General features: G+C 36.7%; 16 protein-coding genes and 1 other RNA gene. 6 read left to right on the forward strand and 11 right to left on the reverse strand.

Features of this window, described 5'->3' with window-relative positions; all coding sequences use genetic code 11:
* Positions 1–72: 72 nt before the first annotated feature.
* The 6 genes from rbsK to BGM26_RS08565 all read right to left on the reverse strand — a co-directional run bounded on the left by rbsK (position 73) and on the right by BGM26_RS08565 (position 6,803).
* Positions 73–954, reverse strand: a complete 882-nt coding sequence (gene rbsK, locus BGM26_RS08540) for a ribokinase (protein ID WP_217039396.1) — start codon at positions 952–954, stop codon at positions 73–75.
* 130 nt (positions 955–1,084) lie between these two features.
* Complete coding sequence (locus BGM26_RS08545) at positions 1,085–2,017, reverse strand: nucleoside hydrolase (protein ID WP_217039397.1); 933 nt, start codon at positions 2,015–2,017, stop codon at positions 1,085–1,087.
* Positions 2,018–2,041: 24 nt separating this feature from the next.
* Positions 2,042–3,223 carry a NupC/NupG family nucleoside CNT transporter gene (locus BGM26_RS08550; RefSeq protein ID WP_217039398.1) on the reverse strand — a complete coding sequence of 394 codons (1,182 nt, stop codon included), beginning with the start codon at positions 3,221–3,223 and terminating at the stop codon, positions 2,042–2,044.
* A 154-nt stretch (positions 3,224–3,377) separates the two neighbouring features.
* Positions 3,378–4,295 (reverse strand): pseudouridine-5'-phosphate glycosidase, encoded by a 918-nt coding sequence (locus BGM26_RS08555; protein ID WP_217039400.1) that lies wholly within the window; start codon positions 4,293–4,295, stop codon positions 3,378–3,380.
* Positions 4,296–5,390 (reverse strand): carbohydrate kinase, encoded by a 1,095-nt coding sequence (locus BGM26_RS08560; protein ID WP_217040711.1) that lies wholly within the window; start codon positions 5,388–5,390, stop codon positions 4,296–4,298.
* Between the two features lie 453 nt (positions 5,391–5,843).
* The gene (locus tag BGM26_RS08565) at positions 5,844–6,803 is read right to left on the reverse strand and encodes an EamA family transporter (RefSeq protein WP_254119154.1); all 960 of its coding nucleotides are present in this window, start codon (positions 6,801–6,803) and stop codon (positions 5,844–5,846) included.
* 179 nt (positions 6,804–6,982) lie between these two features.
* Here BGM26_RS08565 and BGM26_RS08570 point away from each other — a divergent pair, with 179 nt between their 5' ends.
* From BGM26_RS08570 to BGM26_RS08595, 6 genes are all read left to right on the forward strand, one after another.
* Positions 6,983–8,074: a PfkB family carbohydrate kinase gene (locus BGM26_RS08570; protein WP_217039402.1), complete on the forward strand. Its 1,092-nt coding sequence runs from the start codon at positions 6,983–6,985 to the stop codon at positions 8,072–8,074.
* 202 nt (positions 8,075–8,276) lie between these two features.
* Positions 8,277–8,966, forward strand: a complete 690-nt coding sequence (locus BGM26_RS08575; protein ID WP_217039403.1) for a Crp/Fnr family transcriptional regulator — start codon at positions 8,277–8,279, stop codon at positions 8,964–8,966.
* Between the two features lie 37 nt (positions 8,967–9,003).
* Complete coding sequence (locus BGM26_RS08580) at positions 9,004–9,246, forward strand: DUF2249 domain-containing protein (RefSeq protein WP_217039405.1); 243 nt, start codon at positions 9,004–9,006, stop codon at positions 9,244–9,246.
* Positions 9,243–9,449: a DUF2249 domain-containing protein gene (locus BGM26_RS08585; protein WP_217039407.1), complete on the forward strand. Its 207-nt coding sequence runs from the start codon at positions 9,243–9,245 to the stop codon at positions 9,447–9,449. Before BGM26_RS08580 ends, BGM26_RS08585 begins: the two co-directional genes overlap by 4 nt.
* Before the next feature lie 14 nt (positions 9,450–9,463).
* Positions 9,464–10,708 (forward strand): hypothetical protein, encoded by a 1,245-nt coding sequence (locus tag BGM26_RS08590; protein ID WP_217039408.1) that lies wholly within the window; start codon positions 9,464–9,466, stop codon positions 10,706–10,708.
* A gap of 11 nt (positions 10,709–10,719) precedes the next feature.
* Positions 10,720–11,019 (forward strand): metal-sulfur cluster assembly factor, encoded by a 300-nt coding sequence (locus BGM26_RS08595; RefSeq protein WP_217039409.1) that lies wholly within the window; start codon positions 10,720–10,722, stop codon positions 11,017–11,019.
* A 45-nt stretch (positions 11,020–11,064) separates the two neighbouring features.
* On the opposite strand, the gene BGM26_RS08600 is transcribed toward BGM26_RS08595, so the two are convergent.
* From BGM26_RS08600 to rnpB, 5 genes are all read right to left on the reverse strand, one after another.
* The gene (locus tag BGM26_RS08600) at positions 11,065–12,990 is read right to left on the reverse strand and encodes an ATP-dependent DNA helicase (protein WP_217039410.1); all 1,926 of its coding nucleotides are present in this window, start codon (positions 12,988–12,990) and stop codon (positions 11,065–11,067) included.
* Positions 12,991–13,303: 313 nt separating this feature from the next.
* Positions 13,304–13,474, reverse strand: a complete 171-nt coding sequence (locus BGM26_RS08605) for a hypothetical protein (RefSeq protein WP_217039412.1) — start codon at positions 13,472–13,474, stop codon at positions 13,304–13,306.
* Positions 13,475–13,674: 200 nt separating this feature from the next.
* Entirely contained in the window at positions 13,675–14,814 is a 1,140-nt protein-coding gene (locus tag BGM26_RS08610) for a THUMP domain-containing class I SAM-dependent RNA methyltransferase (RefSeq protein WP_217039414.1), read from the reverse strand.
* A 10-nt stretch (positions 14,815–14,824) separates the two neighbouring features.
* Positions 14,825–16,900 (reverse strand): sensor domain-containing protein, encoded by a 2,076-nt coding sequence (locus BGM26_RS08615; protein ID WP_367949288.1) that lies wholly within the window; start codon positions 16,898–16,900, stop codon positions 14,825–14,827.
* A 134-nt stretch (positions 16,901–17,034) separates the two neighbouring features.
* An RNA gene (rnpB, locus tag BGM26_RS08620) (RNase P RNA component class B) lies at positions 17,035–17,427 on the reverse strand.
* Between the last annotated feature and the right edge of the window lie 22 nt (positions 17,428–17,449).

Below are 17,449 nucleotides of genomic sequence, written 5' to 3' on the forward strand. Positions count from 1 at the left end.
ACCCTTTGCTTTAATTGTGCCGAAAAAGAGGAAAAATCCGCAGAATAAACTGCGGATTACTTTGAAGGATGACTATCTTTCTAAATTCACCCTTTTTAACACGCTTTCCAATGAAGGCATCCCGCTTTGAGCACCTTTTTTTTCAACTGATATTGAAGCACTTGCATTTGCAAATCGTACGGCTTCTTCAATGCTTTTTCCTTCTGTTATTGCAACAGCGAAACTCCCATTGAAAGTATCACCAGCGCCTGTTGTATCAACCGTATTAGTGTTAAATCCTTTAATGAATATATGCAGTTTACCATCATAAAAACGAGCACCTTTGTCACCTAAGGTTACGATTAATTTATTGGGATAACGTTCTAATGATTGTTCAATATTTTCACCAAAAATACTAATACATTCAGATTCATTTGGTGTGATATAAGTTGCTAAATCAATAAATTCTTTTTTAAAATTATCAATTGGTGCAGGATTCAATACAACAGGTACGTTATGATCTTTACATATTTTCAATACTTTATGAACTGTATTTGAAGGTATTTCTAACTGTATGACTACCATTTCACTTTTAATAATCTCATTTTTAACAAGTTCTATTTCTTTAGATGTCAATCGATTATTCGCCCCAGGAACGACAATAATTCTATTATCACCATCGGATACAATGATTGTAGCAGTACCTGTTGTTTCATCAGGAAACAAGAACAGATGATCCGTTTTAACGTTTTCTTGTTTTAATGAGGTCAATGCGATCTTTCCATATTCATCAGTACCACATGCACCAATAATTTGCGCTTCCTTACCTAATCTCGCAATAGATACGACCTGATTTGCACCTTTTCCACCAAAAAAAGTTGAAAAAGAGTTCCCTAACCTAGTCTCGCCTTTATTAGGTACGTGATCTGTTTGAACAACTAAATCCATATTTATGCTTCCAATTACGGTAATCATTTTTTCACCTCTATTAAAAGTTAATCATAGATTAATAGGCAGTTATCCCCCACTTAAAGACTTATGAGTGGGGGATAACTGCCCGCAAATGTCCGACGACGGACAGGATGCCCTAGCCAGGCTTTAGATTCTAGTATGTTTTAAGTGCGTCAATCATTAGTTTCCAAAAACCTTCTACATCAAGTTCTAATCCAAACTTCGCATTTACTTTTCTGCCAGTAACCCCATGCAAATCAACCAACATTGTTCCTGCAGTGAACTCACCTTTCGTTTCCACTGTAATATTTACGTCTTTCGTCTTAAACAATTCTGGTGCAACACAATATGCCACCGTTAATACATCATGGACTGGCGCCCCATCAAAATCGAACATTTCTTTATATGTTGAGGCAAAAAATACTAATAATTCACCAACTATTTTCGCCACTTTGTTATCAATTTTATTTACTTGATCGATCACTTCTTTTGTTGCTAAAGCTTGATGTGTGATATCTAGTCCCATTACTACTATTGGAATCCCGCTATCAAATACTTTTTTTGCGGCTTCTGGATCTGCCCAAATATTAAATTCAGCTGTTGGTGTCCAGTTACCAAATGTTCCACCACCCATTAGGACAATCTCTTCAATATTATCCTTAATTTCTGGTGCTTTAGATAACGCTAATGCTATATTCGTTAATGGAGCTGTCGGAAGGAGGGTAACAGGTTCTTTTGATTCTTTGACAAGTCTAATAATCGTATCAGACCCATGTTCCCCACTCCAACTGCGTGAAGGTTCCGGTAAATCAGGTCCATCTAAACCTGAATCTCCATGAATACCAGGTGCAGTTTCTCGTACACGAATCAATGGCTCACTTGCACCTTTTGAAACAATAACATCATGTAATGAAACTAAATCACAAGTTTTTAAGGCATTTATCGTCGTTTTTTCGATTTCTGCATTTCCTGAAACCGTTGTAATCCCCAATATTTCTAATTTCGGTTGTGAAGCTGCTAAAATAATGGCAATTGCGTCATCATGCCCCGGATCACAATCCATAATCACTTTTCTTCTTTTAGTCATTTTATTCTCACTCCTATATATAAATTACATGACAAGACCCATGATTGTACCTGAAATGACAGATGCTAATGTTGCACCTAACAATAATTTCAACGAAAATTTCGCAATATAACTCCCTTGTTTTTCACTGATTGATTTGATTGAACCAGCAACAATACCTACAGTTCCGAAATTCGCAAAACTAACTAAATAAACGGAAACAATTGCAATCGTTTTAGCGGAAAGATGATTTGAAATTTCGCCAAAATTCAACATAGCCACAAATTCATTCGTGATAAGTTTTGTCGCCATAATTCCGCCTGCTTGTACAGCTTCAGCCCATGGAATCCCCATTAAGAAAGCAATTGGCGCAAAGATATAACCAATAACCGTTTGGAAAGAAACTTGAAATACCCCTAGGAAAATCACATTAATAAATTCCATCAACGAAATAAATCCTAATAGCATAGCAGCAACAATGATCACAATTTTAAATCCATCCATTACACTTTCTCCAACCATTTGGAAGAAAGGAATTCTTTCTTTTTCTTGAATATCTATTAAATCATCATCATCGTCTAAATCATATGGGTTAATAATATTAGCAACGATCAGCGCACTAAAAATATTCAATACAACTGCAGTTACAACATATTTTGGCTCTAACATTTTCATATAAGACCCTACCATCGCCATACTTATTGCACTCATTGCTGAAGTACAAATAGTATAAAGTCTTTGTGGAGATAAAAGTGGAATTTGTTTGATAATTGTTAAGAACACTTCAGGTTGTCCAAGCGCAGCCGTCGAGATAGCAAAATAGCTTTCTAATTTGCCCATTCCCGTTATTTTACTTAAAAATAAACCTAAATATTTGATTACGAATGGCAATACTTTTATATAATTTAATATTCCGATTAAGACGGAAATGAAAACAAGGGGCAATAACACTCCAAGGAAAAACGAAAATTGACCTTCATTCAACATACCGCCAAAAACAAATTCAATTCCTGAATTAGCAATCTTCATTAATTTTTCAAAAAACACGCCTACTTTAGTAATAGCAATTAAACCTATACTGGTGTGCATCATGAAGTAAACTAAAAAGATTTGCACAGCAAACATGATCATAATACGTTTATATTTTATTTGTTTTCGATTATTACTAACTAAAAAACCAATAACAAAAACAAGCAAAATTCCTGTTATTAAGAAGATAAAATTCATTTGCAACCTCTCCCTTGATGTTAACGCTTTCATGCGAAGGATTAAAACAACAACTTCTATAAAGTTTGGTTATTTTCGATTATTGGTAACAATAATCTGGGAAGTTTAACTTTATAGAAGTTGAGTTTATTTCTAAATTCGATTTACTTTAGGATTATTTCGTTTTGTTGTTGAAGCTAACTGCAATTTGTGTTCCTACTTTAGCATTGTGTTTTACTAATTCAATGTTGGCAACAAGGCTTGAACCGCCAGTAATTTCTTTGATTTTCCCAAGCAAGAATGGTGTGCTATCTTTACCAACAATATTATTTTCTTCTGCTTCTTTAATTGCTTGATCGATAATTCCATTGATATATGCTTCATCCATAGCATGTTCTTCTGGAATTGGGTTAGCGATTACAGCTCCACCTTTAAGGTTTAATTCCCATTTCGTTTTTAATGTTTCAGCAATTACATCAATAGAATCAGTAGAGATATTTAACTTATGTTCACTTCTTCTTGTGTAGAATGCTGGAAGAACTTCTGTTTCAAATCCAATTACAGGAACCCCTTTAGTTTCAAGGTATTCTAGTGTAAGACCTAAATCTAGGATTGATTTAGCACCTGCACAAATAACAGCTACATCTGTTTGAGCTAATTCATCAAGGTCAGCTGAAATATCCATTGTCGTTTCAGCGCCTTTATGAACTCCGCCAATACCGCCTGTTACAAAGATTTTGATATCTGCTAAATCAGCACAGATCATTGTTGTAGCAACCGTAGTAGCACCTAATTTTTTTGATGCAACAATATGTGCTAAATCACGTCTTGATACTTTCGCAACATCCGGGCTTTTACCAAATAACTCCAATTCTTCATCTGTTAATCCAATTTTAATTTTTCCATCAATGATCGCAATTGTCGCTGGAACAGCACCATTATCACGAACAATTTGTTCAACTTCACGAGCCATTGTTACGTTTTGAGGATATGGCATACCATGAGAAATAATCGTAGATTCTAATGCAACGATCGCTTTTCCTTCAGCTTTTGCTTGTTGTACCTCTGCAGATAATTCAATATAATTTTTCATTTAAAATTCCTCCATATCTAATGTAAATTGTTTTTGTGATAATTCTTGTCTAACTGTATATTTTGACATAATCGTTTTATGGGCATTAACCATCCCAGATTTAATAATGTAATCAAATTCCTTCTTTTGCAGCCAGGAATAAATAACTCCTGAACAAAAGGAATCCCCTGCACCTGTCACATCAACAACCATTGGTGTTTCGATAGCTGGAAAATAACGAATCTCGCCATTTTCTAGACCTGACATGACACCTTTTGATCCATTAGTTACAATTACATTTTTTACCCCTAATTCTAACCACTTCTTAACTGAATTTTCCCAATCTTTCTCATCATTGATTTTAATATTCATAAAAGTTTCTGTTTCATCTTTATTGACGATGAGCCAACTCACTGCACTTAATGTTTTTGGAAGCCGGTTCATCTTTGGTGACGAAACAGGGATAATGACTAATGGAATATTATATTTAGATGTGAAGGAACAAACATAATCAATTGTTTCTCTTGGACAATTCAAATCCACAACGATACATTTAGCTCTTCTAAGAAATTTACTGTTTTTTATCATTAACTCAGGAGTGATATTTTCATAAACATCCATGTCTGCTAATGCAATGGATAAATCACCATTCTTATCTAAAACAGCTGTATAGGAACCTGTTGCCGAATTTTCAAATTGAGCGACATGCTCTAAATTCATAAAAGGTGAAGATAAATCGTAAATCTCTTCCCATGCTGAATCGTGACCACTTGCTGAAATTAAGACAACTTCCTCACCTAATCTTCCTAAGTTTTCAGCAATATTTCTTGCTACACCTCCAACCGAGCTAGAGGATTTTACTGGATTAGACGTTTCATTCGTAATTTCATATTTCGCATAGAATTTTCTATCTACATTAGCCCCCCCTATACAAATAATAGGGTTTGTCTCATTTAAGACATAAGCCTTGCCCATAACATACTCTTTCTTGATAAGCTCAGAAATAATATTAGCAATTGATGACTTTGATATTCCTACAAGATCAGATAACTCCTGTTGAGAAATAAATGGATTTTCTTTAATCTTGCCTAAAATAAATTCTTCATTTTCATTCATATCATTTGTCATTATTCCACCTCACTTCTTAACAAATGTTTGTTTGTTAAACACATGTTTAGTATACGCTTTCATATCAAATTGTCAATAGGATTTTATATTTCATTTTCTTTGTAATCATAATGTAATATTCCCAGCTAATAGCAGATCCATCCAATTACCTTTCAAAATCAACACTTTCAGTAATAACAAAAAAGACCTCATCCGCTATATTTTCTGGATAAGGCAATTTTTTCATAATAAATTTCATTACGGATCATTTTAATTAAAGTCTGTTTTCGTTAACTTTGTTGCTATTTAACCAAAAAGAGGTGTAGTTGATTTCCGCTCCAATCAACTTAAACAAAACTTTTTTAAAAACAACAATCATTTAGAAAACAGCCTAATTAAAACATGAGGTTGTAAATTGACTAGTAAGTGTGATCTAAATTTAGAGTAACTAGAATACAAGCATCAGCTAATATTTTTTTTAAATTCACTAGCCAAATAAGATTTATTTTTTAATTTTTGTTTTGCATCGTTATTTTTAAACACCAATATTTTACTATTTAGCATTGTTGGTAAACTTATCCCTAGAATAATGACGACGATTCCTACTATTTGTACCGTCGTAACCGTTTCACTTAGTAAAATAACTGACACCATTACCGCGATTGGCAATTCAATAGCACTCAATATAGATGTCATCCCTAATCCGACTTTAGGTACAGCAATCGTGAACAAGAAAACAGGAATAATCAGGCCAAATAACCCTAATGCCAAACCATAAATCCAAAGTCCTTCGGTAAACAAAGTTCCATTCCAAATAATTTCTGGAGATTGAAAAACAGCCGACATCATAAAAGCAAAGAAAGAAACCAATACTAACCGATTAGAGGTTGACATACTTGTAGTTGCCCGGCCATTGACAAATAAAAAGAGGGAATAACTAAGAGCCGCCGCTAAACCCCATAACCACCCTTGAAAAGGGATTTGAGATAAATCAACATCAATCAAGCCAGCTGCAGGTATGGTTCCCGTTACCAATATGATTAAAGAAAGAAATTCAATTCGACTCGGAAGCTGACGTTTTGTTATACACGAAATCAACACGCCTATCCATGTAAATTGAAACAGTAATACAACTGCCAGTGAAGCAGGTAAATAGTTCAAAGAACGGCCATATAAAATATTTGTCAACCCCGTTAGAACGCCTGCTAAGATAAGAATTTTAATTCCATTAAAGCTTAATTTTGTTCTATTTGTAAGAAGGTAGATACATACAGCGATGCAAAAACCGATAAAAAATTGACTTGTAACAGCTTCCGAAACCGAAAAACCACTTTGCATTGCCAGTTTAATGATTGTTGAAACGACTCCGTAACTGCTTGCTGCGATCACGACCAATATAGGGTATAGGTATATCTTCATCATTCCACTTCCTCCAATAATTTTATGAGTGTAAATAATCATGTTCGTTTTTTGTTATAATGGATTGACTATATGATTATGACTTAATAAGAATCCTTTCAAAATTATAGTACACAATTAACCGTTTTACAAACATTCGTTTATGGATTAAACTATTGTTTAAGGAGAAGTGAGGTTGTTTCATGGATAAAGAGAGTCAAATTTTACATTACATAAAAATGAATCCTTTCATTTCACAGCAAGAATTATCAAGTAAAGTTGGATTATCACGACCGGCGGTTGCTAATTATATCGCCAACCTGACAAGACGCGGTGAAATCAAAGGACGTGGATATATTATCCGAGAAGAATCGGCAATCATGTGTATTGGAGGAGCGAACACCGACCGAAAAGCGCGAACAATTAAAAAGGTGCGTTTATATTCATCTAATCCAGTAAAAATTACTGAGACATGTGGCGGTGTAGCACGTAATTTTGCCGAAAATTTAAGTCGGCTCGGCTTAAGCTCTTCTCTTTTATCTTGTGTCGGTGACGACAAAGAGGGGAACTGGATTCTAAAGGAAACGAAGAGTCAAGGTGTGGATGTTAGCCAAGTATGGGTGCTGCCAACAGAACGGACAGGGACTTATACTACCTTATTGGATATTAATGGCGAAAGTATTGTCTCAATGGCTGACATGAATATATACGAAAAAATATCAACTTCCATGATTGAGGAAAAATGGTCTTATATTATTGCCTCAAAAGCTGTTTTTTTGGATACGAATATTCCTAAGGAGTGTATCGATTATTTAATTAAACGCTGCAGCGATGCAAACATCCCCATTTATATTGACCCTGTATCTTCAGCCAAGGCTCGAAAACTTCCATATCGTCTTGACGGTGTAGAACTGCTGATTCCTAACCGAGAAGAAGCTGAAGTGCTTGCTGAAATAAAGATCGACTCCATCGAGGATTGTCAATTAGCGTGTGAAAAAATTAGTCAGCGCGGCGTTGAAAAAGTGATTATCACGCTTGGTGATCAGGGGGTTTATTATTTCTCTTCTGAAGAATCAGGGCATTTGCCCACTTTCAAAACGGAGGTAGTTGATGTCACAGGGGCTGGTGAGGCATTTGCTTCATGTGCCATATTTGGACTCATGCACGAGGACTCGTTATTCAGTGCTTGTCAATTAGGACTTGCTGGTGCTGCTCTTACCCTTCAAACCGAAAAATCTATTTCATCATCATTAAAACCCGAAAAAATTTATGAATTAGTAAAGGAGTTTTCGTGACTTTAACCAAAGCTTTATTTCTTTTATTATGCCAAAAAATGGTAAAAATCTGCAGATTAACTGTGGATTTTTTTATTTTAATATTACACATTGAGAATGAGAATCAAAAATGCAATTGCTATGATTGAGGTCACTTAATTGGGTATTTTAACATGCTAAACTAGTATCAAATAGGCTTATTACGAATTGGTAGGTGTGCTAATTGAGAATAAAGGATATTGAAAAAAGGCTGTCAGCAGTCCCGCTTTTTAAAGAGTTGGAAGCGGAGGAAATATCTCATATCGTCAAAATCGCTCAAACACGGGCTTACAAGCAAAAATTATATGTCTTTATGCAGGATGATCCGCTTGATCGCGTTTTTTTCATTCATTCCGGCAAAATTAAGATTTATAAAACCGATTCCTCAGGCAGAGAGCAAATTGTTTCTGTTCTAGAAGCCGGAGAAATGTTTCCCCATGCCGGTTTCTTCAGACAAGGAATATACCCTGCACATGCGGAAGTGATGGAAGAGGCTCAATTAATCGTTATTCCTATTGATCAATTCGAGAAATTACTTCTTTCTTACCCTGAATTATGCATTAAGTTATTTAAAGTGCTAGGCGAAAGAATCGTAGATTTACAAAACCGATTGGAAGCGCAAATCCTCCATAATACGTATGAGCAAATAATTTTACTACTATTAAGGCTTTGTAAAACAAATGGTGTGAAATCGGATGATTTATATAAAATTACGACCCATTTTACAAACCGGGAGCTTGCTAATATGATTGGCACCTCAAGGGAAACGGTCAGCAGAACGGTCAATCATCTGAAGAAAAAAGGCTACTTGGAAACGGATGAAGAAGGCTTTTTCTTAATCAACCGAGACGTGCTAAAACAGGAAGTTCTTTAAAGAAATCCATAAAAACATAAATAGGGAGAGATTAAAAATGGAAAAAAATATCGTTGAACTAGATGTTAGGGAAGATATAAAAAACAAGCTTGAGCCTTTCCATAAAATCATGACAGCTGTTGCTGGTTTGAAAAAGGATGACGTGTTTATCCTCAATGCTCCATTTAAACCCGTCCCGCTCTATCCGATAATGAAGGGAAAAGGGTTTGAATATGAAGCCGAGGAAATTGAGAGTAAACATTGGAAAATCACATTTACCAAAAGAGGTGTACAGCAATGATTTTGGATAATCGCGGACTTGAACCGCCGCAGCCGATGATGAGGACACTTGAAGCACTTGAAACTTTAAGTGCTGGCGAAACTCTATCGATCATCAATGACCGCAGGCCGATGTTTTTATATGAGCAGCTCGAGGAAAAGGGTTTAGAGCATGTCACCCGTCAACAAGAAGATGGAAGTTACTTAATTGAAATAACGAAATAAAGCAGGTGATGAAGATGTTTTCTTCACATTCAAGTAATGAAACGAATATAAAGCTGCCGTTTTCCTTTATTTTTATGAGCATGGTAGCATTAATGGGCTCGCAAATTTTACTCTTAGTACATGGTGATTTCATCATCAATGGTCAGTTTCGAATCCCTGGTATCTGGTCTGCAGCCCATTTATTCGTTTTAGGTTGGGCTTTAATGATTGCAATGGGATCGATGTACCAGCTTGTACCTGTTGCTTTTCTGACACCCATTTGGAGTGAGAAATTCGGATTTATCCAGTTTGGAATCACCGCCATCGGGATATTCTCGTTTGCTCATTTTCTCTTTTATGATCCGCAGAAAGCTTTAATACCTGGCCTCATAACGTTAGCCGGGATTCTCATGTTTCTTTTTCAAATGTTTATGACTTTACGACAGCAAACGAAGCCAAATATTTTAACACTTTATGTTGGTTTCGCTTTGCTATGCTTGCTTTTAACGATCATTCTCGGGATTACGCTGCTTTATAGCATGAAGACAGGGATTGCCAGCAGTTACTATCAACCCATTTTTAAAAGCCATTTATTACTTGGAACGTCTGGTTGGTTTACAATGCTGATTTTTGGATTTTCATACAAAATGGCGCCAATGTTTTCCCTTTCCCATGGCTACAGTATGAAGCCGGCAAATATTGTTTATCCGTTTTACACAGGCGGATTAGCCGCTACGATCGTATCATTCTTTGTTGAATTGCCAGGCCTGTTAACACTTGGACTTTTACTGCAATTCATTGGATTTGCCGTGTTTATTTATCACATTTCATTAATCTTAAAGAATAGAGTGAAAAAGAAGCTTGATCGGTCGTTCATGTTTGCTTTATTAGCAATCGTTAGCGGCGGGGTTATCCATTTGGCGGCATTTATCACGGCCTTATTTGGAATTTTCTCTAAAGCGGTCGGTCTATTATTATTTTTGTACTTGTTCCTATGGATTGCCTTCAGTATTATTGGCTATTTGTACAAAATTGTTCCCTTCTTATGGTGGACAGCTAAATATAGTAAAGAAATCGGAAAAAAAGATGTCCCTGCATTAAAAGATATGATGAATGATAAAGCGGCTACCCCTGTTTTCTTCGGATTGATGCTTGGCATTCTAGGTGTTGCTGCTTCGATATGTATTGGCAGCAAAATATTATTCCTGACTAGCCAAATTTTGTTTACCGCCGCTTGCTTGATCTTTTGCTATTCGATTGCGAAAGTAATTACTAAATAGGAGGGTTATTTATGTTGTTAAAAGATAAGGTAATTGAAAATTTGAAGAGAGTAATGGATCCAGAACTTAATATTAATGTGGTCGATTTAGGCCTAATCTATGATGTTGAAATTCCATCAGAAGGAACAGTCTATATTACAATGACATTAACAACACCTGGCTGTCCTCTTCATGACAGTATTACAAGCGGGGTAAAATATTGTATCCTCGAAATGGACGAAATCACAACAGTTGAAGTCAATCTCGTCTGGGAACCTGCTTGGACACCGGAAAAAATGACAGCCGAAGGTTTGAAGAAATTACAAAGCTAAGTTAGCAAAAACCCCCTCTTTGAAGCAAAGAGGGGGTTTTTAAAATTAACCGACTGCGACATTCACTGGCAGCACACTTTTCACCAATTCAATTACTTCCGGATTTTCATTATCGTTCATTAATATGTGAACAATCCCTTTATCTTCATGCGTTCGAATTAACCTGCCTATACCTTGCCGTAAGCGCAAAATCATATATGGCAAATCAACTTCTCTGAATGGATCTTCTACACTTTCGCGCTTAGCAGTAAAGACAGGATCCCGAGGAGGAAACGGCAGTGAAAAGATCAGCACATTTTCAAGCGCACTACCTGGAATGTCTAGCCCCTCCCATAAATGAACAGCACAGAGAACTGAATGCTCCTCATTTTGAAAGCTGGATACTAACGTACTAATTTCCGCATCACCTTCAAAATAGACCGGGAGATTCGTCTTCCCATTAATATACTGTTTGAAATTGGCAAGTTCATCTTTATTTGTAAATAATACTAACGCTTTTCCCTCTGATTTTTCAATCTGTTCATGGACATACCTCATTTTGGCAGCCATGTCTTTTTCTTGGAACTTTGGCATTGTAATAGCCATATTTTCCTCATAATCAAACGGAGAGGAAACAGAAAAGGAAAGATAGTTGTCGATTCCAAGGCTTTTTGCCATATAATCAAATGATTTATTCTCTGATAAGGTTGCAGATGAGAATATGAACGGTTTCCTTTGCGAAAAGACCTCTTCTCTCATAATATCTTCAACCATCCGCGGCATAATGACGAGTGTTCTTTCCTCGTAGTTTTCTTCAAACCAGGTTATTCCTTTTAATTCTTTTAGGAATAGTGACAAAGAATAGGAAATTTGTTCTAAATATTCCTCTACGATTTTTAAATCATAGTCATTGATAACATACATTTCACTTTCAAAGACGAGCTCTTCCTCGAGAGTACTGATTAACTCTAGAAGGAATTTCCCCTCTTTGATAACAGCCGCTGTTTTATTGATCGTTCTTTTCTCTGATCCTTCGGTTGCTGAGGAAGCGTCCGTTAATGTGTGAAAAAATCGCTCGTTTTGAACAATCGCATCATCAATGATATTTAAGGTTTTTTCTCTGACGTCATTGGCCATCAGCCTTGTCAATAGAGATTCCAGGATTTGCTCAGTAAATCTGTATGTCAAAGCTTTTTGAGAAGCATATTCCAATAAATGCCCTTCATCAAACACGACACATGAGCTTTCAGGCAGTAATGGCAGCTGTCCTTCACGCTTTCTTGATTCCTTCGTCCAAATATGCTCCATGTAGAAATCATGGGAACAGATGATGATATCCTTTGCATTACGGTAGTAATCCCTGTTAAGTGTTTGACCGCATCTGTGTCGCTTTTCACATGTAAAACAGTCTTGAAAAGCATCCCAAGCAACATTGTCCCAGTTTTCATCGGTTAATTCCGGGTAATCCTTCCGATCACCATATCGTTCAAACATTTGCATTGAAGATCCGACATGAACAAATTCAGGGAGCTGGTCATAAATCGAGTTATATGTATCCATGTCGTCACTTGCAACGAGCTTGTCAAGCTTATTCAAACACAAATATTGATCCCTTGACTTCGCAAGCCTTACATCAATATTCAGTCCTAAAGCATTTTCAAGTTTGGCAATGTCTCCCTCTTTTTTTACTAGCTGCTCAATGAGCGTCTCGTCTGCACACGCAATAATCGCTGGCTTATTTACGTAACGAGCATAAGCTAGACAATAGAGTAAATAGACGATCGTCTTCCCTGTCCCAACACCCGCTTCCGCGAAAATAACCTTCTTGTCTTTAAAAGCATTTTCTACCTGAAAGGCCATAAAAATTTGTTCATCCCTTATTTCAAAACCTGATTCAGGCAATATATCGTAAAATACATCCCCTATCCACTCACCCAATTTTTCAAAAAAAGATTCACTTTTGGATAATGCAAATGGCATCCTGCTTTGCATATTATCCCTCCGTCCAAAGAATTAAGCGTCTTTATTAAATACTGTTTTCGCATATATAGTTGTTTTAGCCTACAAAGTTTGCGAAAACAGCCTTATTAATAGACGCTTATTTTATATTTGTATCATTATCTCATTATTTCTTCATTAATAAACAAAAGACCACCAATCATTTTATCGTATAATCTGATCGTGTTCAAGTAAGAAGGTATTTTTCGAATGATAAACTAAGAAATTCGTTTCTGTGTTCCATCCCCGCAAAAAAAAAAGATCCGGCTCATTCAATAAGCCAGATCCCACTCATTTTATTTCCGCTCTATTTATGTTTCGATGATAACGAAAATGATAATGCCTGCTGAAGTTCATTCTGTGCATTTTCCAGCTGCTCGAGAGCTGTGTTAGAAAAATTATTATCGTCCTTTACTGCCTCGATCGTATCCGTTAAAGCACGGGATATTTTATTAAAGTCAATAATGGAATGATTCATATAAAGCCCTCCTGATCTTTTTGAAGATAAATATATAATATTCAGGAACAGCAGATAATATGCGGAATATTGTTTGAGGTGTGAGTTTGATGATTTTTTAATTTGGAACAATTAATTTAAAAATGTGCTCAATTATACATTTTCGAATGCCATCACATTCTTAAACTGCAAAAAAAGCCCTGTATCCAGGACTTTTCGCTTTATCTTATTTTCGGAGGCCGTTTCCCCCAGTATTGGTAATAGTCTGTACGGATAAATCCGTTAAACAACTTACGCTTTTTCGTGGCTGGTTTGCCGAAAACTTTTTCAAATTCCTCATCTGAAGTAAGAATATAGATCGACCATGTATCAAGAGGCGCTAAAACCTTGCCCATTGCCTCATACATTTTCTGAACGGCTTCTTTGTCACCGAGCCTCTCACCATAAGGGGGATTGCCAACGATGACGCCATATTCCTTCGTCGTTGTAAAATCCTTCACCTGCATTTGTTTAAATTGGATTAAATCTCCGAGTCCGGCTTCAAATGCGTTTTCTTCTGCGATTTTAATCATGCAATGATCAATATCAGAGCCAGTAATTTCAAGAGGCTGATCATATTTGGCCAGATCCTCTGCCTCCATTCTTGCGTCTTCCCACACTTTTTCGGGAATCCAATTCCATGCTTCTGAAACAAATTCACGATTAAATCCCGGGGCAATATTTTGCCCGATCAAGGCTGCTTCAATCGGAATTGTACCCGAACCGCAAAAGGGGTCGACGAACGGTTTGTTCGGTGTCCAATTTGTCAGCGTCACAAGCGCTGCTGCAAGCGTTTCTTTTATTGGCGCTTCACCTTGCCCGGTTCTATAACCCCGTTTATGTAAACCGCTTCCGCTCGCATCAATTGTCAGTATAGCTACATCCTTAAGGAGCGCCACTTCAATTTTAAAAAAGGGGCCGCTTTCTTCTAGCCAGCCTGTTTTTTTATAATGTGTTCTCATTCTTTCAACAATCGCCTTTTTTACGATTGCCTGACAATCAGATACACTGAAAAGCTGTGACTTCACTGATTTCCCGGTCACTGGAAACTCCGCGTCTTCAGGCAAATATTGCTCCCATGGGAGTGATTTCGTTTTTTCAAAGAGTTCATCAAAGGTTCTTGCTTTAAACTCGCCGACCTTTATTCTGATTCTATCCGCCGTACGCAGCCACATATTGGCACGTGCGATGGCTGCCTCATCTCCTTTAAAAGAGATTCTGCCATTTTCAACTTCACATTCATACCCAAGATCACGTACCTCTTTGGCAACGAGCGCTTCAAGCCCCATTGCAGAGGTAGCAATTAAATCAAACTTCGTCATAGTTTCACCCTTACTGTAATAATTGCCGATCCCAAATTTCCATTAATGACAAAACTTCGGGTAATGGGATCGGTTTTGCGATAAAAAAGCCTTGAACAAAATCGCAATTTTCCCTTTTCAGAAAATCATATTGCTTTTTGTTTTCTACCCCTTCTGCTACTACCTTCAAATGCAATCGATGAGCCATCGTGATAATAGCTTCCACAATCGAACTATCATCCTGATAAACCATTAAGCCGCTAATAAAGCTTTGATCAATTTTTAATGTATCCAAGGGAAATCGATTTAAATAACTTAATGATGAATATCCTGTGCCAAAATCATCTATAGATAGCTTAATGCCCAGTTTTTTAAGCTTAACGAGCTTATCAACCGTTTCAACAGCTTTTGGCATAATCATGCTTTCCGTTAACTCTAATTCAATATTGTGCGGGTTCACATTTGTTCTTTGAATGATCTCATCAATTGATTTAACAAATCCTTCTTGATTGAAATGAAAGGCTGAAATATTTATATTCATTCTTAATTTAGGATAACCATTTAAGTGTAATGTTTTTAAATCTTCACATGCCTTTTCAATAATCCATTCACTTATCGGAATGATTAAACCAGTTTCTTCTGCAAGCGGAATAAAATCTGAAGGCGGAATCACACCTAAATGTTCCTGCTTCCATCTTACTAATGCTTCTACACTGGTTATTTCATTTGTTTGTGTTTCCACTATTGGATGATACTCAAGAAAAAATTCATTTCGCTCCAATGCTTTGCGTAAATAAGTTTCCTTCACCATTTGGATCGATTCATCTTGATGCATCTCCGTATGATAAACCTCATATTGATTTCTGCCGCTAGCTTTCGCTTGATACATCGCTTTATCCGCATTTCGCAACAATGTCTCCATATCCGTCCCATCCAACGGGAATAAACTGATGCCAATGCTTGTCGAGATGTATACTTCATGCTTGTTTAATAGAAAGGATTTAGACAATGCTTCAATAATCTTCTCGGCCATATGAATGGCTTCCTTCGGATGTTTAAGATTTGGCAAGACGATGACAAACTCATCCCCGCCAAGCCTGGCAATCATATCTTTATTCTTGATTAACCCCTTCAGCCTTGTAGAAACGTTTTTTAATAATAGATCACCATGATTATGCCCTAGTGTATCATTAATGTGCTTAAACCGATCTAAGTCGAGAAATAGAACTGCTAGCTGCTGATTATATTTTTCGGCCGTAGTGATTAACCCTTCAAGCCGCATATTTAAGGTATACCTGTTTGCGACACCAGTTAGAGAATCATAATGCGCGAGAATCCTGAGCTGTTCTTCCGTATGTTTGCGGTCAGTAATATCAGAAAATACGGCGACAAAGTTAGTAATATTGCCGAGATCATCCTTTATGGAACTAATCGTGATCCACTCGGGAAAGACCTCCTCGTTTTTGCGTTTATTCCAAATTTCGCCTTTCCAATAACCTTGTGTAAATATTTGTTTCCATAAATTTCTGTAAAATAATTCATCATGAACACCAGATTGAAGTATGTTTGGATTTTTTCCAATCACTTCCTCCGCACTGTAGCCAGTTACAATTTCAAATGAAGGATTAACCGATAAAATCCTGCCATTACTATCGGTCACCATAACCCCTTCACTTGTATTCTCGAGGACTTTCCCTGCCAGCTTAATCTCATTAATGGACTTTTTTTGTTTAGTCATATCGCGGAAAACAACGACATAATTTGTCAAAGATCCACTCGTATTCAATACGGTGCGAATATTCATCCATTCTGGATAGAGTTCACCGTTCTTTCTTTTCTTCCAGACCTCGCCTTCCCACTTGTTATCTTGATCTAAGGAGGAGCGAATCGTTTGGAAATCCTTCATCTCTTTAAACAAAGAGGCAAAATTTAATCCTCGGGCCTCTTCATCTTCATAGAGGATGACCTTTTTCGCCCATGGATTTATAGATAGAATGGAAAAATCCTTGTTTAAAACAATGATACCCTCTTGCATATGATTGAAAACTATTTCAGATAATGACATATTTTTTTCATCGATATTAGGTTCCAGACTAACGTAAGCCACTAAACAACCTCCATTGATGCCTAAAGCTATGTAGTAATTCTTACTTTATAATAAATGTATTTTATCAATAGTACAAGAAAAGCTCTCCTACAAAGGAGAGCTACACTAGTCTTTAATAAATCTCACTAATAACGTTCTGTAAGCCATGTTTTGTGCCTTCGTACTGCAAGCGACCAAAGTCTCGTACTTAGGTGGTAATCATCTATCTACAGGTTATATAACCTGTCCTTCTCGTTGTTGAGTTCCTAAGAGAAAGTGCCCCTACCATTATTTGGGTTTCTCGCTCGTGGGGTTTACCTCGTTCCACCCTTTTCATTTCTGAAAAGGCTCCGTCACTGTGGCACTTTCAAGGTATTCATGCCATATCCAAAAGGACTTAGGCATTTTCCCTGCCGTCAGCCAAGCAAACGCCTAACTGCCCTAGCTTATGAATTGGCTAGGCACGAACACTACAGGCATCTCAGCCCGTGCGAGCATGGACTTTCCTCTACAATGATTAAGAATCATCGCAGCGATTACCCGAACGCTATTAATGATTACAAAGATTAT

The organism is Bacillus sp. FJAT-29790 (assembly GCF_019039215.1).
Lineage (GTDB): Bacteria > Bacillota > Bacilli > Bacillales > Cytobacillaceae > Cytobacillus.